General features: G+C 72.5%; 22 protein-coding genes and 3 pseudogenes. 14 read left to right on the plus strand and 11 right to left on the minus strand.

Features of this window, described 5'->3' with window-relative positions; all coding sequences use genetic code 11:
- Positions 1-63 precede the first annotated feature (63 nt).
- From BFF78_RS38965 to BFF78_RS38980, 4 genes are all read left to right on the plus strand, one after another.
- Entirely contained in the window at positions 64-444 is a 381-nt protein-coding gene (locus BFF78_RS38965; RefSeq protein ID WP_069782757.1) for a BlaI/MecI/CopY family transcriptional regulator, read from the plus strand.
- Positions 441-1367: a M56 family metallopeptidase gene (locus BFF78_RS38970; RefSeq protein ID WP_069782758.1), complete on the plus strand. Its 927-nt coding sequence runs from the start codon at positions 441-443 to the stop codon at positions 1365-1367. The genes BFF78_RS38965 and BFF78_RS38970 overlap by 4 nt, the downstream gene beginning before the upstream one ends.
- Before the next feature lie 116 nt (positions 1368-1483).
- Positions 1484-1876, plus strand: coding sequence for a VOC family protein (locus BFF78_RS38975; protein ID WP_069782759.1), 393 nt, complete (start codon positions 1484-1486; stop codon positions 1874-1876).
- Positions 1877-1907: 31 nt separating this feature from the next.
- A complete protein-coding gene (locus BFF78_RS38980; protein ID WP_069782760.1) occupies positions 1908-2987 on the plus strand; it encodes an adenosine deaminase in 1080 nt (359 codons plus the stop codon).
- Here the strand turns inward: BFF78_RS38980 and BFF78_RS38985 are convergent.
- The 3 genes from BFF78_RS38985 to BFF78_RS38995 form a co-directional block, all read right to left on the minus strand.
- Complete coding sequence (locus BFF78_RS38985) at positions 2969-3484, minus strand: mycothiol transferase (protein WP_069782761.1); 516 nt, start codon at positions 3482-3484, stop codon at positions 2969-2971. The genes BFF78_RS38980 and BFF78_RS38985 overlap by 19 nt on opposite strands.
- A 28-nt stretch (positions 3485-3512) precedes the next feature.
- Entirely contained in the window at positions 3513-5015 is a 1503-nt protein-coding gene (locus BFF78_RS38990; protein ID WP_069782762.1) for a carotenoid oxygenase family protein, read from the minus strand.
- 64 nt (positions 5016-5079) lie between these two features.
- A complete protein-coding gene (locus BFF78_RS38995) occupies positions 5080-6006 on the minus strand; it encodes a LysR family transcriptional regulator (protein WP_069782763.1) in 927 nt (308 codons plus the stop codon).
- Between the two features lie 111 nt (positions 6007-6117).
- Here BFF78_RS38995 and mgrA point away from each other — a divergent pair, with 111 nt between their 5' ends.
- Positions 6118-7110, plus strand: coding sequence for an L-glyceraldehyde 3-phosphate reductase (gene mgrA, locus BFF78_RS39000; protein ID WP_069782764.1), 993 nt, complete (start codon positions 6118-6120; stop codon positions 7108-7110).
- A gap of 104 nt (positions 7111-7214) precedes the next feature.
- Here mgrA and BFF78_RS46545 read toward each other — a convergent pair whose 3' ends face one another.
- Positions 7215-7556 (minus strand): hypothetical protein, encoded by a 342-nt coding sequence (locus BFF78_RS46545; RefSeq protein WP_069782765.1) that lies wholly within the window; start codon positions 7554-7556, stop codon positions 7215-7217.
- Here BFF78_RS46545 and BFF78_RS50325 point away from each other — a divergent pair.
- Positions 7500-7660: pseudogene (locus BFF78_RS50325) on the plus strand (AraC family transcriptional regulator); the annotation flags it as partial. The gene BFF78_RS46545 and the pseudogene BFF78_RS50325 overlap by 57 nt on opposite strands.
- Before the next feature lie 84 nt (positions 7661-7744).
- Here the strand turns inward: BFF78_RS50325 and BFF78_RS39010 are convergent.
- Positions 7745-8029, minus strand: a complete 285-nt coding sequence (locus BFF78_RS39010) for a DUF1905 domain-containing protein (RefSeq protein WP_069782766.1) — start codon at positions 8027-8029, stop codon at positions 7745-7747.
- Positions 8030-8118: 89 nt separating this feature from the next.
- Entirely contained in the window at positions 8119-8502 is a 384-nt protein-coding gene (locus BFF78_RS39015; protein ID WP_069782767.1) for a nuclear transport factor 2 family protein, read from the minus strand.
- A 313-nt stretch (positions 8503-8815) separates the two neighbouring features.
- Here BFF78_RS39015 and BFF78_RS39020 point away from each other — a divergent pair, with 313 nt between their 5' ends.
- From BFF78_RS39020 to BFF78_RS39035, 4 genes are all read left to right on the plus strand, one after another.
- Positions 8816-9226, plus strand: coding sequence for a hypothetical protein (locus BFF78_RS39020; RefSeq protein ID WP_069782768.1), 411 nt, complete (start codon positions 8816-8818; stop codon positions 9224-9226).
- A gap of 74 nt (positions 9227-9300) precedes the next feature.
- On the plus strand, positions 9301-11640 hold the full coding sequence (locus BFF78_RS39025; protein ID WP_069782769.1) for an ABC transporter ATP-binding protein/permease: 2340 nt from the start codon (positions 9301-9303) through the stop codon (positions 11638-11640).
- Between the two features lie 38 nt (positions 11641-11678).
- Complete coding sequence (locus tag BFF78_RS39030) at positions 11679-12221, plus strand: hypothetical protein (protein ID WP_069782770.1); 543 nt, start codon at positions 11679-11681, stop codon at positions 12219-12221.
- Entirely contained in the window at positions 12221-13231 is a 1011-nt protein-coding gene (locus BFF78_RS39035; protein WP_069782771.1) for a serine/threonine-protein kinase, read from the plus strand. The genes BFF78_RS39030 and BFF78_RS39035 overlap by 1 nt, the downstream gene beginning before the upstream one ends.
- On the opposite strand, the gene BFF78_RS39040 is transcribed toward BFF78_RS39035, so the two are convergent.
- Complete coding sequence (locus BFF78_RS39040) at positions 13228-14496, minus strand: streptophobe family protein (protein ID WP_069782772.1); 1269 nt, start codon at positions 14494-14496, stop codon at positions 13228-13230. The two genes, BFF78_RS39035 and BFF78_RS39040, sit on opposite strands and share 4 nt — an antisense overlap.
- Before the next feature lie 189 nt (positions 14497-14685).
- On the opposite strand from BFF78_RS39040, the pseudogene BFF78_RS48755 reads away from it, so the two are divergent.
- Both BFF78_RS48755 and BFF78_RS39050 read left to right on the plus strand, forming a co-directional pair.
- Positions 14686-15924 (plus strand): annotated as a pseudogene (locus BFF78_RS48755) (DUF6777 domain-containing protein); the annotation flags it as partial.
- A gap of 536 nt (positions 15925-16460) precedes the next feature.
- The gene (locus BFF78_RS39050; RefSeq protein ID WP_069784092.1) at positions 16461-16922 is read left to right on the plus strand and encodes an ATP-binding protein; all 462 of its coding nucleotides are present in this window, start codon (positions 16461-16463) and stop codon (positions 16920-16922) included.
- Positions 16923-16956: 34 nt separating this feature from the next.
- On the opposite strand, the gene BFF78_RS39055 is transcribed toward BFF78_RS39050, so the two are convergent.
- Complete coding sequence (locus BFF78_RS39055; protein ID WP_069782774.1) at positions 16957-17844, minus strand: RNA polymerase sigma factor SigF; 888 nt, start codon at positions 17842-17844, stop codon at positions 16957-16959.
- Between the two features lie 223 nt (positions 17845-18067).
- On the opposite strand from BFF78_RS39055, the gene BFF78_RS39060 reads away from it, so the two are divergent.
- Positions 18068-18457 (plus strand): helix-turn-helix domain-containing protein, encoded by a 390-nt coding sequence (locus BFF78_RS39060; RefSeq protein ID WP_069782775.1) that lies wholly within the window; start codon positions 18068-18070, stop codon positions 18455-18457.
- Between the two features lie 386 nt (positions 18458-18843).
- On the opposite strand, the gene BFF78_RS39065 is transcribed toward BFF78_RS39060, so the two are convergent.
- Positions 18844-20043 (minus strand): epoxide hydrolase family protein, encoded by a 1200-nt coding sequence (locus BFF78_RS39065; RefSeq protein ID WP_069782776.1) that lies wholly within the window; start codon positions 20041-20043, stop codon positions 18844-18846.
- 122 nt (positions 20044-20165) lie between these two features.
- Between BFF78_RS39065 and BFF78_RS39070 the strand changes: the two genes are divergently transcribed.
- Complete coding sequence (locus BFF78_RS39070; protein WP_069784093.1) at positions 20166-20648, plus strand: VOC family protein; 483 nt, start codon at positions 20166-20168, stop codon at positions 20646-20648.
- 13 nt (positions 20649-20661) lie between these two features.
- Here the strand turns inward: BFF78_RS39070 and BFF78_RS39075 are convergent.
- Both BFF78_RS39075 and BFF78_RS39080 read right to left on the minus strand, forming a co-directional pair.
- Positions 20662-21535, minus strand: a pseudogene (locus BFF78_RS39075) (aminoglycoside phosphotransferase family protein).
- Between the two features lie 88 nt (positions 21536-21623).
- Positions 21624-22502, minus strand: a complete 879-nt coding sequence (locus BFF78_RS39080; protein ID WP_069782777.1) for a geranyl diphosphate 2-C-methyltransferase — start codon at positions 22500-22502, stop codon at positions 21624-21626.
- Positions 22503-22537: the final 35 nt, after the last annotated feature.

A 22537-nucleotide genomic window follows, 5' to 3' on the forward strand; every position in this document is an offset into this window, starting at 1 on the left:
GTTGACTACTATCGTGTAGACGGTCGCCCGGGCCGCAGACGATGACGGGGTGAGGAACGTTCCATGACCGAGGCCAAGGACGAGCGCCGGCCGGCCGGTGAACTCGAAGCGAGCGTCATGGCCGCACTCTGGGCCGCCGACGCGCCCCAGACACCCGGTCAGGTCCAGCGGAGCCTCGGCGCGGACCTGGCCCGTACCACGGTGACCACGATCCTCACCCGCCTGCACGACAAGGGCGTCGTGGTGCGGCACCGCCAGGGCCGCGGCTACGCCTACCTCCCGGTCCAGGACGTCCAGGACGCCCACGGCCTCACCGCCCGCCGGATGCACAGCGAACTGGACCGGGACACCGACCGCGAGACCGTTCTCGCCCGCTTCGTCGCCCAGCTCAGCCCCGACGACGAACGCATCCTGCGCGACCTGCTCGAATCCGAAGAACGATGACCGCGCTGCTCCTGCTGCCCCTGCTGCTGCCGTTCGCGCTGCCGGCCCTGGCCCGCCGGGCCCTGGACCGGCTGGCCCCGGTCGCCGCGCTGTGGGCCGTCACCGCCTGTGCGATCGTGCTCGCCGGCTGCTCGCTGGCCGCGCTCGGCTCGTTCGTCCTCATCGGCCTGCTCAAGGTCCCGCTCTTCGCCGCCGTCGGCGAGCTGATCCATCCGCTGCGCACCGCATCCGACCTCGTCGTCCTGCCGGCCGCCGCGACCTCCGTCGGCGCTCTGGCCGTCTGCGGCTGGACCCTTGTCCGCTCGGTGCTGCACCAGACCCGCGCCTTCCGCGTGGCCCGCACCGAGGCGGAACGCGGGCCCGCGGCCGGCGACCTGTGCGTGGTGGACTCGCCCCGCCCGGACGCCTACGCCCTGCCCGGCCGCCCGCACCGCATCGTCGTGACCACCGCGATGCTGCGCAGCCTGGACGGCCCCGAGCGGGAGGCCCTGTTCGCGCACGAGCGGGCGCACAACGACGGCCACCACCACTACTTCCTCGCCGCCGCCGAACTCGCCGCGCACTGCCACCCGGCGCTGCGCCCGGTCCGCGAGACCATCCGGCTCGCCGCCGAGCGCGCCGCCGACGAGACCGCCGCCGCCCGCGTCGGCGACCGGCGCCTGATCGCCCGGGCCATCGCCCGCGCGGCCCTCGCCGGACAGGCCGCCCGCTCAGAGCGCCCCGACTTCGCGCCCGCCGCGACCGCCGGCCCCGTCCCGCAGCGTGTGCAGGCCCTGCTCGCCGCTCCTGTCGTGCCCCGGGCCGGTCGTGTGATCGCCGGTGTGCTGATTGCCTGCACGGTCGTCTCCTGCGCGGCCTCGGCCGCTGGTATGGCTGACTTCCATCATCGGGTGGAGATCGCCCAGGGCGACGAGCGGCCCTGACCCACCGCATCCGCGCACATCGTCGAAGCCGCACGGCAACGCGCGTAGAACAATGACTGGCGCCCGCTGGGTTTTACGTATAACCTCACCCGCTAACCACCCACCGAAAGGTCCCGATGCGACGCGTCGCGCTGGTCACCCTCGTCGTCGACGACTACGACGAGGCCATCCGCTTCTACACCGAGGCCCTCGGCTTCCGGCTCGCCGAGGACGCCCCGCGCCCCGACGGCTCCCGCTGGGTCGTCGTGGAGGCCGGGAACGAAGGCACCGCCACCGGACTGCTCCTCGCCCGCGCCAAGGGCGAGGCCCAGCGCTCCCGTGTCGGCGACCAGACCGGCGGACGCGTCGGGTTCTTCCTGCACACCGACGACTTCGCCCGCGACCACGCCCGGATGACCGCGGCCGGCGTCACCTTCCTGGAAGAGCCGCGCCACGAGCCGTACGGCATCGTCGCCGTCTTCCAGGACCTGTACGGCAACCGCTGGGACCTGCTCCAGCCCGCCGCCTGATCACTTCAGAACCACCGAGGAAAGCCCTGCCATGACCGCGTCCCGCATCGACACCGAGACCCTCCGCCGGCTCCCGAAGGCCGTGCTGCACGACCACCTCGACGGCGGCCTGCGCCCCGCCACCGTCGTCGAACTCGCCGCGGAGATCGGCCACACCCTGCCCACCACCGACCCCGACGAACTGGCCGCCTGGTACTTCGAGGCCGCCAACTCCGGCGACCTGGTCCGCTACATAGCCACCTTCGAGCACACCCTCGCCGTCATGCAGACCCGCGAGGGCCTGCTGCGCACCGCCGAGGAGTACGTGCTCGACCTCGCCGCCGACGGTGTCGTCTACGCCGAGGTGCGTTACGCCCCCGAGCTGAACACGCAGGGCGGGCTGACGATGCGCGAGGTCGTGGAGACCGTCCAGGAGGGCCTCGCCGCCGGAATGGCCAAGGCGGCCGCCGCCGGCACCCCCGTCCGGGTCGGCACCCTGCTGTGCGGCATGCGGATGTTCGACCGGGTCCGCGAGGCCGCCGAGCTGGCCGTCGCCTACCGGGACGCCGGGGTCGTCGGCTTCGACATCGCCGGTGCCGAGGACGGCTTCCCGCCCGCCGACCACCTGGCCGCCTTCGAGCAGCTGCGCCGCGAGAGCGTGCCGTTCACCATCCACGCCGGTGAGGCGCACGGCCTGCCCAGCATCCACCAGGCCCTGCAGGTGTGCGGCGCCCAGCGCATCGGCCACGGTGTGCGCCTGACCGAGGACATCCCCGACCTCGCGGCCGGCAAGCTCGGCCGGCTGGCCTCCTGGGTGCGTGACCGCCGGATCGCCCTGGAGATGTGCCCCACCTCCAACCTGCAGACCGGCTGCGCCACCTCGATCGCCGAGCACCCGATCACCGCGCTGAAGGACCTCGGCTTCCGGGTCACCCTCAACACCGACAACCGTCTGGTGTCGGGCACGACGATGACCCGGGAGATGTCCCTGCTGGTCGAGGAGGCCGGCTGGACCGTCGAGGACCTGCGCACGGTCACGGTGAACGCGCTCAAGAGCGCGTTCATCCCGTTCGACGAGCGCAAGGCCCTCATCGAGGACGTGGTCCTGCCGGGCTACGCGGCAGCGCTCTGAAGCAACCCCCTGAGGTAGGCGGCCTGTCCGATGTGCTGAAGGTCGTCGGACAGGACGCTCACCAGGCGCACCCCCAGCGTGACCGGGGGATCCCAGCGCTCGTCCACGATCCGCTCCAGATCCTTGGCGGCGAGCGAGCGCAGCGCGCCCAGGGTCTGTGCGTGGACGGCGTCGTAGTACCCGGTCAGCAGGTCGGCGGACTCGACCTGGACCTTGGCGACCTTCGCGGGGGTGTGCCCGTACCCGTGGTCACGGGGCGGCAGATCGAGGCCGAAGCGCTTCTCCCAGCCCTGGGCGAGCCAGACCTGCTCCAGGTCGAAGGCGTCGGCGATGTGGTCGTCCTGCACCCGGGTGAGATGCCAGACGAGCCAGGCGATGGAGTTGGCGTCGGAGGCCGGCCGGTGGTGCAGTTCGTCCGGTCCGAGGCCGTCGAGGGCGGCGTGGACTTCTTCCTGGATGCGGCCGTAACCGTCGATGAGGATGTCCTTTGCATGCATACGGTCAACCATCCCAAACAGCGGCCGCTCACGCGTCCGGAATCCAGCTTCCGTGGAAGCCGAGCGGCACCCTGCCGGGCAGATGCACCCGCGCCACCGGCTCCCCGGTGAAGTCCTGCGCCGCGAGGATCACCAGGTCGGCGGCGCCCCGGTCCGGGTTGTGGACGTACGCGATCGCATAGCCGTCGTCCTCCGCGGGCCGGTGGCCGGCCGGTTCGCGCGGTACGAACACCGCCTCGCCCGCCGCCGCGCCTCTCGGCAGCCGGTGCACCTCGGTGGTGCCGCGCAGCAGATCGTGCTTGATGAGCGCGTTGGAGAAGGCGTCGTCGGGCGGGGTGCCGCCGTCCGGTGTCAGATACGCGGCCGTCAGCGCGGCCGCCGCCGCCGTGTAGCCGTAGCGGTGCCGCCGCGACACCAACGACTCGTTCACCCGCGGGAATTCCTGCGGCCGGTCGTCCAGTACCCGCTGCCGTACCCGCCCGTGGCGCAGGTCGACCGTCCAGCGCTCCAGCTTCGTGGTGCCCGCGGCGTACGGACCGTCCGAGCCGCGGCCGGCGACATGGAACGGCGCCGGATACGTCGTCAGGTCGACCACCACCGAGTCGCCCTCGTCGTAGGCGTTGAGGGTGTGCGAGTAGTAGACGGGGTCGATCCCGAACCAGCGCACCGGCCCGCCGGTCCGCGGCATGATGCCCACGCGCGTGGGGTGCCTGCGGTTCCAGATGTAGGGCACCTGGGCGCCGCGCCCGGCTGCGGCGGGATCGAAGGTGACCGGGATGTCGATGACGACGACGTGCTTCTCGGTGAGCGCGAAGTCGTGCACCATCGGCGGGTTGGGCATCGGGATCCGGGTGGTGCGGGTGACACGCCCCGAGGGGCCCACCACCATGTGCCGGATGTGGTCCCAGGCCGGGTAGTAGGCGATCGCGTGCAGTTCACCGGCGTGCTGGTCGAACTTGGTGTGCGCGGTGAACGCCCCCTCCAGCGTGCCCCGGAAGTCGTACGTGCCCACCGTGCCCAGCTCGCCGTCGAGTTCGTACGGCAGCGGGCCGCTCTCCTGCAGCGCGAGGATCTGCCCCCGGTAGGGGATCACATGCGTGTTGCACGCGAAGTCGTCCGGCGGGACCGGACCCGGATACGGCTCACCCAGTTTCTTCGCGACCTGCGAGGAGCGCACCCAGCGGTTGCGGTACCACTCGGCCCTGCCCTCGCGCAGCCGAACGCCGTGCACCATGCCCTCGCCGAGCATCCAGTGATGGGCCCGGGGATCCTCCAGGCCGAGCACGTTCGGGCCGTTGCGCAGGAAACGGCCGTTCAGCTCGCGCGGGATGCGGCCGGTCACCGGAAGGTCGAAAGCCGTCAGTTCGTCGGTGACCGGCGCGAACGCCCCTTCCAGAAAGGGAAAGTGATGCTTCGTCACTTCCCCTGCGGGGCGGGCCGTAGCCGGGCCGGTGCCCAGGCCGGTGAGTGCGCCCGCCGCCGCGAGCCGGGCCGTCCCGCGCAGCACGGTCCGCCGTGTGTGTTCCGCCATGTCGTGTCCTCCTGACCGTCGTCGTGGCCGACGGTCCCGAGTCTCGTGCGGCGGGCGGCCGGAATCAGGAGGCCTGGGACCCCTCCTGGGGTGGTGTCAGGTCCCCTGTCCCGCCCCCTGTTTCCAGGAGGGCGACGAGCGCCCGGGCGGCGGGGCTGGTGGCACGGTCCGGCGGCAGCAGGGCCACGGTCTCGTACTGCGCCTCGCCCGTGCCCTTCAGCGGCAGCGCCGTGAGCGAGGGCCGCTTGTGCCGGAAGTGCCGGGGTACGACCGCGATCCCCAGGTTCTCGTCCACCAGGTCCAGCAGGCTGTGCACGTCGTTGACCTCCAGCGCGACCGTGCGCCGGACACCGGCCGCGGCGAACGCGGCGTCGGTGGTGCGCCGCGGGCCCCAGTCCGGGTGGAAGTCCACGAAGACCTCACCGGCCAGGTCCCGGGGGGTCAGCACCGCGCCGGCCGAGGCCGGCCGGTGGCCGGGATGGCACAGCACGGTCATCGGCTCGCTGGTCAGCGATACCGACCGCAGCTGGTCGCTGTCCGCCTGGGTGCGGTACGCGAAGGCGAGGTCCAGCCGGCCGGCCCCGACCTCCTCGGCCAGCGCGCCCGAACCGGCCTGCCGCAGCCTGATCTCCACATCCGGATGCCGTCCCCGGAACGCGGCCAGCATCCGGGCCACATGGACCCCGGCGATGCACTGCTCGGTGCCCAGCGCCAGCGTGCCGCGCAGTACGCCCTGCACCGCCGCCACCGCCTCGTGCGCCGCACGCACCTGCGCCAGGATCCGCTCGGCCTCCACCAGCAGCGCCCGCCCCGCCTCGGTGAGCGTCACCCGCCGGGTGGTGCGCACGAACAACGGCGCCCGCAGCTCCCGCTCCAGCGCCCGGATGGACGCCGAAAGACCCGACTGGGACACCATCAGGCGTTCCGCGGCCCGGGTGAAGTGCTGGTCCTCGGCCACGGCGACGAAGTGCTGGAGATGGCGCAGTTCCATGATTGAGAAGCCTAGCCGCTGAATTCCATCGGATTCTCCTGTTGGACCGCTGCCTGCGGCTCGCGCGAGAGTGGCACCGGTAGATCGTGTGCCAACCCCTCTGGAGTCGCGTTGTACACCGCACACCCCGACCGCTACGCCGACATGCCCTACCGGCGCACCGGACGCAGCGGGCTGAAGCTCCCCGCGCTGTCCCTCGGCCTGTGGCACAACTTCGGCCCGGACCGGCCCGCCGAGACCCAGCGGGCCATCCTGCGCCGCGCCTTCGACCTCGGCGTCACCCACTTCGACCTCGCCAACAACTACGGCCCGCCACCCGGCGCCGCCGAGTCCGCGCTCGGCGAGGCTCTCAAGGCGGACTTCGGGCCGTACCGCGACGAGCTGATCATCTCCACCAAGGCCGGCTACCTCATGTGGCCCGGCCCGTACGGCGAATGGGGCTCGCGCAAGTACCTGCTGTCCTCGCTCGACCAGAGCCTGACGCGGCTGGGCCTGGACTACGTCGACATCTTCTACTCCCACCGTCCCGACCCGGACACTCCGCTGGAGGAGACGATGGGCGCGCTGCACACCGCGGTGCGGCAGGGCAAGGCGCTGTACGCCGGCGTCTCCAACTACTCGGCGGAGCAGACCCGCGAGGCCGCCCGCATCCTCGCCGACCTCGGCACCCCGCTCCTCATCCACCAGCCCCGCTACTCGATGCTCGACCGGCGCCCCGAGGACGAGGGCCTGCTGGACGCCCTGGACGAACTCCAGGCCGGCTCCATCGTCTACTCCCCGCTGGAGCAGGGCCTGCTCACGGGCCGCTACCTGGACGGCATCCCGGAGGACTCCCGCGCCGCGAGCGACAGCCCCTTCCTGAACTCGGACGCGGTCACCGAGGACCTCGTCGCGCGCCTGCGCGCCCTCGACGAGATCGCCAAGTCCCGCGGCCAGACCCTGGCCCAGCTGGCCCTGGCCTGGGTGCTGCGCGGCGGCCGGGTCACCTCCGCGCTGGTCGGCGCGAGCAGCCCGCAGCAGCTCGAGGACAGCGTGGGCACCATCCGCAACCTGCACTTCGACGCCGGGGAACTGGCGCGGATCGACGCGATCGTGAAGGGCTGAGAACGCCCCGCGGGGCACCACGGCGACGTCGGCGGGCACATTTCCGGCCGAGCCCGCGCCGCGTCTTCAGCAGTCGTGAAGGGCTGAGAACGCCCCGCTGGGCATCACGGCGACGTCGGCGGGGACATCTCCGGCCGAGCCCGCGCCGCGTCTTCAGCAGTGGCGAGACCTTGCCCGCCGATCTCGGCGAGGCCATCGGCCGGCGGCGGCTTCGGCCGGCCCGTGCAGGTGGTGCAGCGGGGCATCGGACATCCGCAGGCGCGGGCGGCGGGCTCGTCGACGAAGGCGCGCAGCATCGTCGGCAGCAGGACCTCGGCCGGGCCAGCGGCGATCTGCCGCGGCGGGCCCGCCCTGTCCGAGCCGGTCCATGTGCGCTCCGGCGCCGCCGAGGCGCCGCAGCCGCGCCGGCGGACGAGCGGTCGGCCGCCGCCCCGCGCCTGATGCACGCGAGCCGGGCCACTCCTGGCAGCCGGCGGAACCGGCGCGGGCCGCCGCGATGTCCCGGAGCACCTTCGCCGTCCGCTTCCGCCAGGCCGCGGGTGTGCCGCCCCCCCGGCCGTGTCGCACCGCCGGCGTCGCACCCCGGCGCCACCGGGAGACGGTCACGAGCTGAGCCGTGCGTGCGGGCGCGGCGTCAGCCGAGCCGTTCCCGCAGGTGCACGGTCACGGTGTCGCCCTCCTCCTTGCCGATCGCCTTGCGGATGTCCGCCTTCACGGGCAGCTTGTGCCTGCCGTCGCCCAGGGCCATGAACGAACTCCGGAAGGGGTGGCCGTCGACCGTGCCGCGGACCTTGACCAGGCCGCGGGTGCCGAAGAACTCGGCCGAGTGCGGCCAGACCACGTAGGTCCAGCCGCCGGCCTCCGGACTCTTGTGAAGGACCGCGGTGAATTCCGCGTCCACCGGGCTGCTCGTCCGCATGGTGTTCCTCCGTGCGCGGTGTGCTGTCAGGGCATCGTTCGTCAGGACAGACCGCCGTGCGCGGCGGAACTCATCGCGGCCAGGCGGTGTCAGGCACCCGCCGGGACCCGGTCGAGAAAGCCCAGCACCTGCCGGATGCGGCCCTCGTCGTCCAGTGTGACCACGTCGAACCCGGCGACCGGCGCCGAGCTGTCGGCCTCGCTCACCAGCTCCCAGCCGAAGCGCGCGGTGTCGTGGTGGCCGTCCACGGCGCCGAGCGGCCGGAAAACGAAACCCGGGAACTGCTCGTGGGCCGCCGCGATCACGGCCGCGATGCCCTCGTGGCCGCGGACCTCGGCGAGCGGGTCGGTGTAGCCGCCGTCCACGGCCCACGCGGCGGCGACCGCATTCTTCAGTGCCTCCGGCTCGGTGGCGTTCCAGGCCTCGAAGTAACGGGCGGCGGCGGTCTCGTAACGGTCGGTGTTCACGGACATGGCGGATCAGCCTCCATCGAGTCGTCACTGCTGGTCGGAGCCGGATCCGGGGCTTCGCCGATCCGGTGTGACCACCATGCCGGGGAGCCGGGGGCCGGGTCGATTACCTGCCTGGTAATGCCGAAGGACCCGCACGCGCGGGCGTATTCCGGCCAGAAACGATGGTGGATATGCCAACAGAGTGGCCGGAAAGGCATGGTGACAGCGTTTCAGGAGTGGCGATACTCGAACGTCAGGGGCACTTCACCGCACAGGAGCCGCACGGAGAGCGAGGGCCGGGCCGGCAACCAGCGAGGCGACGGGGGAGTGGGACGTGCACGACGAATTCCTGTGCCATGTCACGGCGTACGGCATGTGCGACGGCCGGCGCATCGGGGTACCGCTCGGCACCTACCGCGCGCCGACGCTGGCCCTGGCCCTGTGGTGGCTGCGCGACCGGGCGTCATGGATCGCCGAGCGCCTGGACCCGAGCCCGGGGGACGCCGCCTTCCCGGCGGGCGCGCTGGTGCCGGTCGCGGACACGGTGGCCGACGTGCCCACCCTGCTGCGCGCCTGGTGCGCCGACGCCGTCCGGCAGGAGCTGGTGGCCGACGAGCTGTCCGGCGGACGGCTGGTGCGGATCGCCGCCAGCGACGACACCACCGAGTACGAACTGCTCGCCGAGTCCGTCGACGCGCTGCGGATGCAGCGCACCCTGCCGGCGCTCGTCGTGCCCGTCGCCTGACACGTGTCCGTTCGTCGGCGGCGCCGCCTCCCGACACCAGGCGCACATGTGAGCGAATCGGTAGAATTCTGGCCATGGCGGAGCGGCCGGTCGCCCCGGCGGCGCCCGAACTCGTCCTGGAGACGGACGCGGGTTCCACGGTGATGAGCCCGGGCCACGAGTACCACGTCGGACGCGACCCGTTGAGCGACATCGTCCTCGACGATGCCCGGGTCTCATGGCACCACGCCGTGCTGCGCTGCGACCGTGATCGCTGGACCGTGACGGACCGGCACAGCACCAACGGCACCTATGCCGACGGCCGCAGGATCGCCGAGTGGGGCGTGCGCCCCGGCAGCGTGATCCGCTTCGGCAACCCCGTCGACGGCCCCCGCGCGGTCCTCGCCGGCGCCCCGCGCCCCGTCCCCGACCGCCCCTCCGCGGTGTCGCTGCCCCTGCTGACCGGCACCTTCCGCCGGCCCTCCAGCGTCCGCCCGCTGCCCACGCGCACGGTCCGCATCGGCCGGGCCGCCGACAACGACCTCGTGGTGGACGACCTGATCGTCTCCCGCCGCCACGCCGAACTGCGCGCCCACGCCGACGGCACGTACGAGATCGTCGACCTCGGCAGCCACAACGGCACCTACCTCAACGGCCGGCCCGTCTCCCGCGCGCCCGTCGGCCTGGGCGACATCGTGGGCATCGGCCACTTTGCGTTCTGCCTGGTCGGCGACGAACTCCAGGAGTACGTCGACACCGGCGAGGTCTCCCTGGACGTCCAGGACCTCACCGTCGTCGTCGACCGCAGGAGCAAGGTGCTCCTCGACGACGTGTCCTTCCCGGTGGGGGAGAAGTGCCTGCTCGCGGTGGTCGGACCGAGCGGCTCCGGCAAGTCCACGCTGCTGGGCGCCCTGACCGGGCAGCGGCCCGCCGACCGCGGCACCGTCCTGTACGACGGCCGCGACCTCTACCGCGACTACGCCGAACTGCGCCAGCGCATCGGTCTGGTCCCGCAGGACGACATCCTGCACCTCCAGCTCACCGTGCGCGCCGCCCTGTCCTACGCCGCCGAGCTCCGCTTCCCCGAGGACACGGCCCGGGCCGAGCGGCTCGCCCGGGTCGCCGAGGTCATCCGGGAACTCGGCCTCGAACAGCGCGCCGACCAGCCCGTGCACAGCCTCTCCGGCGGGCAGCGCAAGCGGGTCAGCGTGGCCCTGGAACTGCTCACCAAACCCTCGCTGCTCTTCCTGGACGAGCCGACCTCCGGCCTCGATCCCGGCATGGACCGGTCGGTGATGACCATGCTGCGCGGCCTCGCCGACGACGGCCACACCGTCATCGTGGTCACCCACAGCGTCCTCAGCCTCGGCGTCTGCGACCGCCTCCTGGTGCTCGCCCCCGGCGGCAGGGTGGCCTACTACGGGCCGCCCGACGACGCCCTCGCCTTCTTCGGCTTCGAACAGTGGCCGGAGGCCTTCGAGGCCTTCGACCGCGACCCGGAGCGCGACTGGGCGAGCGAGTACCGCGAGTCCCCGTTCCACCGGCACTACGTCACCGAGGCCACCAGCCAGCCCCACCACCCCGGCCCGGCCCCCGTCACCCGGGCCCCGCCGCCCCGCCCCCGCCGCTGGGGCGCCCAGCTCGGCACCCTGGTCCGCCGCTACACGGCCGTCCTCAGCGCCGACCGCACCTTCCTGCTGGTCATGATCGCCCTGCCCTTCGTCATGGGTGCCATGGGCCGCGCCCTGGCCGGCGGCCGGTTCGCCCGCGACACGGCGATGAACGCGCTGCTCATCCTGTGCGTCGGCGCCGTGCTGACCGGAGCCGCCAACGCGGTGCGCGAACTCGTCAAGGAACGCGTCGTCTACCAGCGCGAACGCGCCGTCGGCCTGCCCCGGTCGGCCTATCTGATGTCCAAGGTGGTGGTGCTCGGCACGATCAGCGTCGTCCAGGCGGTCGTCCTCACCCTCGTCGCCCTCCTCGGCGTCGACCTGGACACCCCCGGCGGCAAGGGTGTCCTGCTGCCGCCGCTCGCCGAGATCGCGCCGGCCGTCGCCCTGCTCGCGCTCACGGCGATGATGCTGGGCCTGCTGGTCTCCGCACTGGTGCGCAAGGAGGAGGTGACGATGCCGCTGCTGGTGCTGCTCGCCATCGTCCAGGTCGTCTTCTGCGGAGCCCTGCTCCCGCTCAGCGGTGTACCGGGCCTGGAACAGCTGTCCTGGCTCGTGCCCTCCCGCTGGGCGCTCGGCGCCATGGCCGGCACGGTCGGGCTGTCCCGGATCGTGCCCGGCCCGCTGACCGCCGACCCCCTCTTCCGGCACTCGACGGGCGTCTGGCTGCTCAACGTGGCCATGCTGGTGGTGCTCTGCGTCCTCTACGGGCTCGCGGTCGCCCGGCTGCTGCGCCGGCACGAGCCCGCCGTGATGCGGAAGTAGGTGAACGCGATGGCACACACGCGGAAGCAGGCGCCCCGATGACCAGTCCCGGATTCCGGCCCACGCACGTCGTGCCGCGGCGGGGCATGCCCGCCTGGGAGGCCCCCGACCCCGCGCGGCCCACCACGCCCCTCGACGGGCTGCTGCCGGTCGAGCTCGTGGAGCGGCGCGGGGACTGGGCGTACGTCCGCTGTTCCAACAGCTGGGGCGCCTGGGTCGACGGCCGCCGGCTCGTGGCCGTACCCGAGGACCCGCCCGCCGTGGAGGGCCCGGCCGGCACCGGAGATCCGCTGCCCCTGCTGGGCCGCGCCGAACAGGACCTGGCCGACTACCGGTCCGCGGTGCAGGAGCGGGCGGCCGGCGCCCTGGACGGGGAGGACTTCGAGGACCGCACCCGGGGCCTCAGGATCGGGATCGTGGTCGACGGGGAGTCGATGTGGCTGTACGACGCCGAGGAGGGCCGCTGGGTCTACGGCGACGGACGGCGGCTGACCACCTACGCCACCGACCGGGAGGTCACCGGCGACGAGGACGCCGGGCACGCCCCGACCCGGATGGCCGCGCCCGAGGGTGAGCGCTGATGGCACGCGAGACCAGCCTGTTCTCCGGCCGGCCCTCGGAACTGATCGGCCGGAAGATCGCGAGCTACCTGATCGAGAGCGAGATCGGGCGTGGCGGCATGGCCGTCGTCTACCGCGCCCGCGACCTGCGCCTGGACCGCACGGTCGCCCTCAAGCTGCTCGCCCCCGAACTCGCCCGCAACGACACCTTCCGCAAGCGCTTCACCCACGAGTCGCAGGTGGCCGCGGCGATCGACCACCCGCACATCGTGCCGGTCTTCGAGGCCGGCGAGACCGACGGCGTGCTCTACATCGCCATGCGTCACGTCTCCGGCAGCGACCTGCGCCATCTCCTCGACCTGCGCGGACCGCTGCCGTTGCCCGACGCCGTGCGGATCGCCGGGCAGGTGGCCTCCGCCCTCGACGCCGCCCACGAGCACGGGCTGGTGCACCGGGACGTCAAGCCCGGCAACATCCTGGTCGCCGAGGGCATCGACAGCGACCACCCCGAGCACGTGTACCTCACCGACTTCGGGCTCACCAAGAAGTCGCTCTCCCTGACCGGCTTCACCAGCGTCGGCCAGTTCGTCGGCACCCTCGACTACGTGGCCCCCGAGCAGATCTCCGGCCGCCCGGTCGACGGCCGCTGCGACGTCTACGGCCTGGCCTGCGTCGTGTACGAGACCCTGGCCGGACGCCCGCCGTTCCTGCGCGACGACGACATGGCCCTGCTCTGGGCCCACCAGTACGACGACCCGCCCCCGCCGAGCGAGACCTGCCCCGGCCTCGCCCCGGCCGTCGACCCGGTCTTCGCCAAGGCCCTCGCCAAGAGCCCCGACGCCCGCTACGACACCTGCCTCGCGTTCGTCGCCGCCCTGCGGAGCGCCACGGAGCCCACCCCCGGCCCGCCCGAACCCCACCCGGCGACGGAGCCCGACACGGAGACGGACCACACGACCAAGGTCCCGGGTCCCCCGCACTGGGCCGAGCCGGTTGTTCCGGGACTGGGGCCCGCGCAAGAGATGCCCTAAGGCCCGCCGACCTCGCCGCGCCGGTGCACAGGGCGGGCCAGCAGTCCGCCCAGGAAGCCGGCGACCAGGCCCCACAGCGCACCCAGGCCCACCGTCCGCCACAGCTGGGGCCTGAGGAACAGTTCCCCGGACAGCCCGCCGCCCAGGTCGCCGATGCCGAGCAGGGAGAGGCCGTAGTGCGCGGAGATACGGCCCGTCAGGCAGATCATCAGGACCGTGAGGGCCAACGCCACGCCCAGATGCACGGCGTGCTGCCACAGGCGGATCCGGACCGGTGAACAGGCCGCCATCCGGAAGGCCACGGCCAGCAGCAGGATCGCGTCCAGGGCCACCAGCCACCACCACCGGCCGTCGTGGTCGGTGAGCGAGCGCAGGTTCAGCGCGGAGACGTCCGGGGTGCGCAGGATCGCGTCCAGGACATGCGGCATCGGCAGGCCGAACGGGCCGTCCACGCGGCCGTTCCAGGTCGCTCCCATGCCGATGGTGAGGGCCAGCCAGGCCAGATTGGGCAGGCCGAGCAGAATCAGCGCGAAGTTCGCCGAGGCGTGCCCGCGGGTGGCGGCCGTGATGAGCGCGATGACCAGGCCGACCACGGCGTACGCGAGCAGCAGGACCACCATCGCGTGCGCCGCGGGACGCACGGTCTCCTGGAACCGCAGCAGCCGCCCCGGCAGCGGCGCCCCGGGCGCGACCAGCAGCGCCAGCAGCAGCACTCCGGCCAGCCACAGCAGCCCGAACAGCACGGTCAGCGGCACGTCCGTGGTGAACCCCACCTTCGGCGCCGCCTCGAACAGCCCGGTCAGGTCGCTGAGCGTGCCGCTGCCCAGGTCCACCGCGAAGGTCTGCCGGGCGGCGAAGGCGAGCCCGATCAGCGCGAGCAGCCACAGCAGCGCGATCCGGGCGGCCCATCCGGCCAGTTCCCCGGCCGAGGCGACCGCCCGGTGCCGCAGCGGGCGCAGAAAGCCGGCGCCGGTCACCAGGGCACCGGCGAGGGTCACCGACAGCGGGATCACGGTGAGCCCGGCGTGTGTCTGCGCCAACGCACCCGCGTTGCCGGAGAGTTCCACGCTGCCGCCGACCGCCGTGACCAGCGTCGCGGCAACCACCCGTGGGAACGCGCCGTCCGGCAGGTCCGCCGCTCCGGCCGCCCACAGCCCCAGCGCCGCCACCAGCACCATGACGGCCAGCCCGGTCAGCACCGCGGCCACGGCGTGTGCCCAGCCGTGGCGGGAGGCGGGCCGTGCGGAGACGGTTGGAGCGCTCACGGTTGACACGCTAAGCAGCGGCCGGGCACCCCGCCTGCCGAGTGGTCCGTCCGCGTCGGCTTGCGAGTCCCACCACACTGCGACACACAATGGGATCAAAGTGCTGGCAAATGCACGCAAAACGGTTTGACTGAGAGAAGCCGCGCATCGCGCCGCGTATCGCGACGATCGCGACGGAAAGAAGTGCTCGTGAGCGCCGAACCTCCGTCTTCCGGCCGCCCGACCGGGCCGCCCTCCGGCCCGCTGTCCGGCTCCTCCCGGCCCCCCTCCGGACCACCGCCCGCCCAACCGCCGGGCGGCGGCGCCGGATCCAAGGGCCCGCAGGGGCCGTGGTGGAAGTCCGTACCGCGGGTGGCAACCCTCACCGCCGCCATCGTGGCCGCCGTGGCCCTCGCGGTGGTCTTCACCCGACCGGGTGGCAGCCCCTCAGCCAAGGGCGGCGAGGTCTTCCTGCAGTCCGCGAGCAGCACCGGCCAGGACCCGTTCACCCAGTCGAGCGCGCAGCAGAGTTCCGCCCCGCCCCCGCCCCCGGCCTCCACCGCGCCCTCCGGCACGACCAACGCCGTGCAGGGAGTGGACGGCGGAGCGCCCGGCCTGTACGGCGGTACCAATCGCACTCCCGCCTGCGACGTCGAGGAGCAGATCAAGTTCCTCCAGGCCGACCCGAACAAGGAGAGGGCCTTCGCCTCCGTGGTCGGCGTTCAGCCCTCCGGCGTCCCCGCCTACCTGCGCTCGCTGACCCCGGTCCAACTGCGCGTCGACACCCGGGTCACCAACCACGGCTACCGCAACGGCGCACCCACCGCCTACCAGTCGGTGCTCCAGGCGGGCACCGCCGTGCTGGTCGACAGTCATGGCGTTCCCCGCGTGCGCTGCGCCTGCGGCAACCCGCTGGTCCCGCCGGTCGCCCAGCAGACCGCGCCGAGGCTGGTCGGCCCCCGCTGGTCGGCGTACCGGCCCTCGAGCGTGGTCGTGGTGACCCCCGCGCCGACGGTCGTCAACGTCTTCGTGCTCTACGACCACCACCACAACAACTGGATCCACCGTCAGCGCGGCGACCACGACTGCCGGCACGACCGGCACGCCAAGCCGCCCCAGTTCCCGCACCCGTGGAACCCGCCTCCGCCGTGCCCGCCGGGTACGACCTGGAAGCCGGGCGAGCCGCCGCTGCCCTGCCACTCCACGCCGGGCAAGCCGAGCCCGTCGAAGCCGTCCTCCTCGAGTCCGTCCTCGTCGATCTCGTCGTCCCCGTCGTCCTCCACCTCGCCTTCCAAGTCCACCTCGCCGTCGCCGTCGAGTTCGTCGCCGTCGCCGTCCTCGTCCTCGCCGTCGTCCTCGCCGTCGAAGTCGCCGTCGCCGTCCTCGTCCTCGCCGTCGTCCTCGCCGTCGAAGTCGCCGTCGACCTCGCCGTCGTCCTCGCCGTCGAAGTCGCCGTCGACCTCGCCGTCGTCCTCGCCGTCGAAGTCGTCCTCGCCGTCGGCGACGACGCCGTCAGCGCCGCCGTCCTCGAAGTCGTCGCCGACCGCGCCGTCCTCCGCAGCGCCGGTGTCTCCGTCGGCAGCGTCTCCGTCCGCAGGGCCTCCGTCGACCGAGCAGCCGTCGTCGCAGCAGCAGACGACCGAGACGGCCCCCGCCGCGACGCCGTCCTCGGGGAATTCCGTTCCCGGCCCGGCGACCCCCGGCACGCCCGGAGAGCCGTCGGTCGCGCTCACCCAGCAGGGAACGCAGGGCCCGCCCCAGGGAACGCAGGGCCCGCCCCAGGGAACGCAAGGCCCGCCCGCCCAGGAAACGCAAGGCCCGCCCCCGACGTGAGCGGTCGTGGCCCGGCGGGCCGGGCGGGCACCGTGACGATCGCCACTGTGCCCGCCCGGCGGCCGGTGTGGGGGGACTGGTGAGCCCGGCTCGGGGTAAGAGGACAGATGCAGCAGGCGACCGGCAGGACCGGGTTTCCCGAGAGAGACAGCATGACCAAGCACCTGGGCGGGGCAGTGATATCGACTGGTTTCGACGTACCCGTGGAACCGTTGAGACGCGCGGCGCACTACACCGGAGAGCCCGGTTGCATCGCCGAGGCGCGCGCCTTCGCGTCCCGGTTCCTGGAGCAGCTGCGAACCGAGTGGTGCGCCACCGCCGACCGCCGCGCCGACGGCGAGCTGCTGCTGCTCGTGAGCGAACTCGTCACCAACGCCGACCGGCACAGCAGCGGTCCGTACATCCTGGAACTGGAAGGCAGGGAAAACTCCGTCACGGTGTGTGTCTACGACAGCAGCTCCGCCCTGCCGCGCCGCTACCCCAGGGACCCCGAGCGCGTCGGACGGCACGGCATGGAGATCGTGTACGCCCTGGCCTCGGAGGTCACCGCGGAGCGCGTGCCCGTCGGCAAGCGGGTGCGCGCCCGCTTCGAACTGGATCAGTCAGGCGGCTGACGCGCCGCCGCGCGAGGGTCACTTCAGCGTCGCCTCAGGCGCAGTCGAGCTCGCCGAGCATCCCCTGGCGCAGCCGGGCGATGATCCGCTTGATCAGCCGGGACACATGCATCTGGGAGCAGCCGAGCCGTTCCCCGATCTCCGCCTGAGTGGCTTCCTCGACGAACCGCAGATGGATGATCTGCCGGTCCCGGTCGCTGAGTTCGGCCATCAGCGGTGCCAGCGCGTGGAAGTCCTCGACGAGCCGCAGCCCTTCCTCCTCCACGCCGATGAAGTCGGCGAGTACCGCCTCGCCGCCGTCCGGGCCGTCACCGGTGAACGCGGCGTCGAGGGAGGCGGAGTTGTACCCGTTCGAGGCGAGCTGGGCCTCGACGACCTCGTCCGCGGAGATGTTCATCAGCGTCGCCAGCTCGGCCACCGTCGGGTCCCGGTCCAGCCGGCTGGACAGCTCCTCGCGGGCCTTGGCCAGCTCCACCCGCAGCTCCTGGAGCCGGCGCGGGACGTGCACCGCCCAGGTGGTGTCACGGAAGAACCGTTTGATCTCGCCGACGATGTACGGCAGCGCGAAGGAGGTGAACTCCACCTCGCGGGCCAGCTCGAACCGGTCGATGGCCTTGATCAGGCCGATCATGCCGGTCTGGACGATGTCCTCCATGTCGTCGCCGCGGCCACGGAACCGTCCGGCGGCGAACCGCACCAGCGACATGTTCATCTCGATGAGGGTGTTGCGCGCGTACTGGTACGCGTGCGTGCCCTCCTCCAGCTCGGTCAGCCGGCGGAAGAACTGGCGGGACAGCTCCCGCGCGTCACGTGGTGCGACGGACGCCGGGTCCGCGATACTGGGCAGGGATCCCACGCCCGTCCTGTCCTGCTCGGTCCACTCGGCGACCTCTGTGTCCGGCCGGATCACGGCGGTGTGCATTGCCTCTCCCATGAAAGTCACGGTTCTCCGATTGCCTCGGCGGCCACTTCATGCGTTTGTCCGTATTACCCCGAATTCAGCTTTTCATGCGTCTGTGCGGTAACGCCTACGGGCCGGGTACCCCCGGTCACGCGACGCATGCATGCGCGGCTGGGCGGTGGTTTCTTTCACGGCGCAATGCCGGGCCCTTGTTCTCCGCCGCTCGGCTCCTAGGCTTGCGGGGGTGAGCAACCAGGTGAGCGACGAAGCCCGAGTGATCCCCCTGCGACCGGTGCCCGCCCGTCCGGCGCGGCCCGTGTCCGAGCCCGCGCAGGAGAGGGAGCCGCTGTGGCGCGATCTGGTCGGCGAGGTGCTGCGCCGCGAGCGGCGGGCACAGGACCGCACCCTCAAGGACGTGGCCGACGCGGCCAGGATCTCGCTGCCCTACCTCTCCGAGATCGAGCGCGGCCGCAAGGAGGCCTCCTCGGAGGTTCTCGCCGCCGCGGCCCACGCCCTCGGCCTGGGCCTCGGCGACCTGCTGTCACTGACCCGATCAGAGCTCACCCGTCGCACGAGCACACCCCGCCGACCGGCTCCCCACCGCCCCTACAACGCGCTCTCCCTGGCCGCCTGAACACCAGCGGGGCCGCCGGCCCAGGCCGCCCGCACCAGGACGGGACCCGGCCAAGGACCTCTCCGGCCGCCTGCCGGCCCGCCCCCCGGACCTGACGGCTTGAGCCGCACCGGGCCCTGTACATGGGAGGGAGCTCTGCCCTTGGCTGCCCGCCGGCCTCCAGGGGGCCCGCCCCGGTGGCCTGAGCTCCACCGGCCCCCGCAAGGCCCTGCGCGTGGCTGCCTGTTCCTCGCCGGTCCGCGAGGCGCTCCGTCCGGAGGTGGGCCCGCATCGCGGCCCCGCACGGCCTTCCGCCCGGTGGCCCGGCCCCGCCGGTCCCGCAACACGCCCGCCGGGCCGCCTGCCCCGCAAAGGGCCCAACCCGACCGGCCGGCCCCTGGCCCGTGTCACTTCTCCCGCAGCTCCCGGAAGAACGCCCGGACGTCGGCGATCAGCAGGTCCGGCTCCTCCATGGCCGCGAAGTGGCCGCCCGTGTCGAACTCCGTCCAGCGCACGAGGTTTTCGGTCCGCTCGGCCTTGTGCCGCAGCGGGAGCTGAGGGTCGGCCGGGAACACGGCCAGGGCGCTCGGGGCGGTCGACGGCTCGGAGGGCCGGGCGGTGTCGGTGCCGGTGGCGTGGGCCCGCTCGTAGTAGATGCGGGCGGACGAACCGGCCGTACCGGTCAGCCAGTACAGCATCACGTTGGTGAGCAGCCGGTCCCGGTCGATCGCCTCCTCCGGCAGGTCCGCGGAGTCCGTCCACTCGCGGAACTTCTCGATGATCCAGGCGAGTTGACCGACGGGCGAGTCCGTCAGGGCGTAGGCGAGGGTGTGCGGACGGGTGGACTGCAGGACCGCGTACCCGGTGCCCTCGCGGGACCACTCGTCCCACCGGCGCCAGGACCGCAGCGTCCGCTCCCGGTCCTCGGGATCGAGCACGGCCAGTTCCTCCTCGGTCGGCTCGGTGGCCGCCTGCGCGCCCGGCAGCAGATTGAGGTGGACGCCGATCACCCGGTCCGGATGCGCGCGGCCCAGTTCGCGCGAGATCGCCGCGCCCCAGTCGCCGCCCTGCAGCCCGAACCGCTCGTAGCCGAGCCGCCGCATCAGCCGAGCCCAGGCGTCGGCCACCCGGCGTGCCTCCCAGCCCCGCTCGGTGGTGGGCCCGGACAGCCCGAAGCCGGGGATGCTCGGCACGACGACATGGAAGGCGTCGGCCGCCTCACCGCCGTGTGCCACCGGGTCGGTGAGCGGACCGACCACGTCGAGGAACTCCACGATCGACCCTGGCCAGCCATGGGTGATCACCAGGGGCGTGGCATCCGGCTCCGGCGAGCGGATGTGGGCGAAGTGGATCCGCGCACCGTCGATCGTCGTGGTGAACTGCGGCCACCGGTTCAGCTCGGCCTCGGCGGCACGCCAGTCGTACTCGTGCCGCCAGTAGCGGACCAGCTCCCGCAGACAGCCGGCCGGGACGCCGTACTCCCAGCCGGATCCGGGGAGCTCGGCCGGCCAGCGGGTGCGGTCGAGACGGTCGTACAGGTCGTCGAGGTCGCGCTGCGGGACCGACAGCCGGAAGGGTTCGATGCGTTCGGCGGGTGCGGAGGTCATGAACCGGGATGCTAGGCGTGGACGCCGTTCACCCGCCCGGATTATTCGGCGGCCCGGCCGATGAGTTTCGCCGCGAGGATCGGTCGACACAGATGACCGCGTTCCCCGCCCAGGAGGTACTCATGACCACCGACGGATTCTCCACCTGTCTCTGGTTCGACGGCCAGGCCGAGGAGGCCGCCGAGTTCTACGTCTCGGTCTTCAAGAACTCCAGCCTCGGCCGGGTCAGCCACTACACCGACGCCGGGCTCGGTCAGACGGGCTCCGTGCTGACCGTCGAGTTCACGGCCAACGGCCAGAAGTTCGTCGCGCTCAACGGCGGCCCTCAGTTCAAGTTCAACGAGGCCATCTCCTTCCAGATCCTGTGCGCCGACCAGGAGGAGATCGACTACTACTGGACCCGGCTCACCGAGAACGGCGGCGAGGGCGGCCCCTGCGGCTGGCTCAAGGACCGGTTCGGCGTCTCCTGGCAGGTCGTCTACGACCGGCTCGCCGACATGATCCACGACCCGGACCGGGAGAAGGTCGACCGCGCCACGAAGGCCATGATGGGCATGGGCAAGCTGGACGTCGCCGCGCTGGACAAGGCGTACGCGGGGGAGTAGCGGGCCCGCACCGTCACCCGGTCTCGGCGAGGATCTCGGCGATCACATGCCGGGAGTTCTTTGCCAGGGCCGGGTTGGTGTTCCAGTAGTACGGCAGCTGGATCAGCGAGATCGACAGCGCCCAGCCCCGCCCCGCGCCCACTCCGCGTCGTCGGCGCCGACGGCCTTGCGGAAGGTGTCCCGGACGGAGGCGGGCAGCAGGTTCCAGGCCACGATCAGATCCACGGCCGGGTCCCCCACCCCCGCACAGCCGAAGTCGATGACCGCGCTCAGCCGGCCCCCGTCGACCAGCACGTTCCCGGGGGAGAGGTCCCCGTGGGCCCACACCGGCGGCCCGGTGTGCTCCGGCGCGCCCAGGGACCGCTCCCACAGGGCCGTGACCGCGCCGGCGTCGACCCTCGCGCCCAGCTCGGCGACGGCCGCGCGGGTGGGCTCGTCCCGGTCCCACAAGGGGCCGCCCCGGTAACCGGGCGGCCCGTCCTGCGGGTCGATCCGGCGCAGGGCGCGCACGAACGCCGCGAGGTCCTCGGCGAGCCGCTCCGGCTCCCGCACGGCGCCCGCCACCGGATTGCGCCCTCGCAGCCAGCGGTGGACGGACCAGGGCCATGGATAGCCCTGGTCCGGCTCGCCGGTGCCCACCAGCTCGGGCACGGCGACCGGCAGCAGCGGCCCGAGCCGGGGCAGCCAGCGCTGCTCGTGCGTCAGGTCCGGTACGGCGCCGGGCCGCCGGGCAGCCGTACCAAGAGATCGGTGCCCAACCGGAACATGGCGTTCTCGGTCCCCGAGGACGCGAGCCGCCGTACCGGCAGCGCCGCCCACCGCGGGAAGCGGCGGGCGATCAGGTGCTGGACCAGCGGGGCGTCGAGGTCGACCTCGTCCGCGTGCATCTTCGGCGGATTCCGGCTGTCGTGGGCGCTCATCGGGCCCATGACAGCGCCTCGGCGCCCTCGCCGTCCACGGAATTTCCGACCGGGATCAGACCCGGTCGGCGGCGATCAGCAGGTACTGGAAGCTGCCGTTGCGATAGGCGTCCAGGAACGTGTCCTCGATGCCCGTGACCAGGTGGTCGGCCTGCCGGCGCAGTTCCCAGTAGGGGATCGCCGCCTCGGTGAGATCCTGGACATGTACCGGCACCAGGCGGTTGCGGGCCATCGCCTTGAAGTACTCCGAGCGCGGGTGGATGTCGCAGATGTAGTGGGCGTTGATCAGCGACACCTCGCGCGAGGCCTGCCCGTAGGTGTCGTTGTAGCAGCCGGTGATCACCACATAGCGTCCGCCGCGGCGCAGCAGCCGGGCGTGCTCGGCGAACAGCAGGTCCAGCTCGACGTACATGGTGGACTCGTTGTTCCACGACGCCGCGTACGCCCCGGTCTCGAAACCGGTGTCCAGCATGTTGCGGTGGTGGTAGCGCACCTGGTCGGCGATGCCCCGGGCGCGGGCCTGTTCGCCGGCGAACTCGGCCTGTTTGGCGGAGATCGTCACGCCGTCGGCCTGGCAGCCGTAGCGCAGATGTGCCACGACACTGCCGCCGCCGCGGCCGCAGCCGGCGTCGAAGACGCGGTCGGCGGGCGTCAGCGGCCCGAGATACGAGGCGAGCAGTTCGGCCTGGGCGTGTTCCAGGCGGTGCAGTTCGGCGGTGACGCGTGCCCGTCGCCGGTCCGGATCGGGCTCGTCGAGCACCGCCCGGTCGGCCTCTCCGAGGCCGTAGTGGTGGTGGTACAGGTCGTCGATCTTGCCGAGTTCGAGGTTGACCGGATTCTCCTCGGCGTTCCAGTAGTCCGCGACCCGGCTCTGATAGGTGGACTGGGCCGGGACCGGAACGGGCGTGGTCCGGGCAACGGGGGCAGTGGTCAACGATGGCTCCTTGTGGCGCATGTGACGGTGTTTCG

The sequence above is a fragment of the Streptomyces fodineus genome (assembly GCF_001735805.1).
Classification (GTDB): domain Bacteria; phylum Actinomycetota; class Actinomycetes; order Streptomycetales; family Streptomycetaceae; genus Streptomyces; species Streptomyces fodineus.

Bases quoted from the DNA above. Each gene is read 5' to 3' on its own strand.
- BFF78_RS38985 (WP_069782761.1), bottom strand. From the start codon at position 3,484: ATGCATGCAAAGGACATCCTCATCGACGGTTACGGCCGCATCCAGGAA.
- BFF78_RS39030 (WP_069782770.1), top strand. From the start codon at position 11,679: ATGACCAGTCCCGGATTCCGGCCCACGCACGTCGTGCCGCGGCGGGGC.
- BFF78_RS39065 (WP_069782776.1), bottom strand. From the start codon at position 20,043: ATGACCTCCGCACCCGCCGAACGCATCGAACCCTTCCGGCTGTCGGTC.
- BFF78_RS39010 (WP_069782766.1), bottom strand. From the start codon at position 8,029: ATGCGGACGAGCAGCCCGGTGGACGCGGAATTCACCGCGGTCCTTCAC.
- BFF78_RS39035 (WP_069782771.1), top strand. From the start codon at position 12,221: ATGGCACGCGAGACCAGCCTGTTCTCCGGCCGGCCCTCGGAACTGATC.
- BFF78_RS39070 (WP_069784093.1), top strand. From the start codon at position 20,166: ATGACCACCGACGGATTCTCCACCTGTCTCTGGTTCGACGGCCAGGCC.
- BFF78_RS38990 (WP_069782762.1), bottom strand. From the start codon at position 5,015: ATGGCGGAACACACACGGCGGACCGTGCTGCGCGGGACGGCCCGGCTC.
- BFF78_RS38975 (WP_069782759.1), top strand. From the start codon at position 1,484: ATGCGACGCGTCGCGCTGGTCACCCTCGTCGTCGACGACTACGACGAG.
- BFF78_RS38995 (WP_069782763.1), bottom strand. From the start codon at position 6,006: ATGGAACTGCGCCATCTCCAGCACTTCGTCGCCGTGGCCGAGGACCAG.
- BFF78_RS38980 (WP_069782760.1), top strand. From the start codon at position 1,908: ATGACCGCGTCCCGCATCGACACCGAGACCCTCCGCCGGCTCCCGAAG.
- BFF78_RS39015 (WP_069782767.1), bottom strand. From the start codon at position 8,502: ATGTCCGTGAACACCGACCGTTACGAGACCGCCGCCGCCCGTTACTTC.
- BFF78_RS39050 (WP_069784092.1), top strand. From the start codon at position 16,461: ATGACCAAGCACCTGGGCGGGGCAGTGATATCGACTGGTTTCGACGTA.
- BFF78_RS38970 (WP_069782758.1), top strand. From the start codon at position 441: ATGACCGCGCTGCTCCTGCTGCCCCTGCTGCTGCCGTTCGCGCTGCCG.
- BFF78_RS38965 (WP_069782757.1), top strand. From the start codon at position 64: ATGACCGAGGCCAAGGACGAGCGCCGGCCGGCCGGTGAACTCGAAGCG.
- BFF78_RS39025 (WP_069782769.1), top strand. From the start codon at position 9,301: ATGGCGGAGCGGCCGGTCGCCCCGGCGGCGCCCGAACTCGTCCTGGAG.
- BFF78_RS39055 (WP_069782774.1), bottom strand. From the start codon at position 17,844: ATGCACACCGCCGTGATCCGGCCGGACACAGAGGTCGCCGAGTGGACC.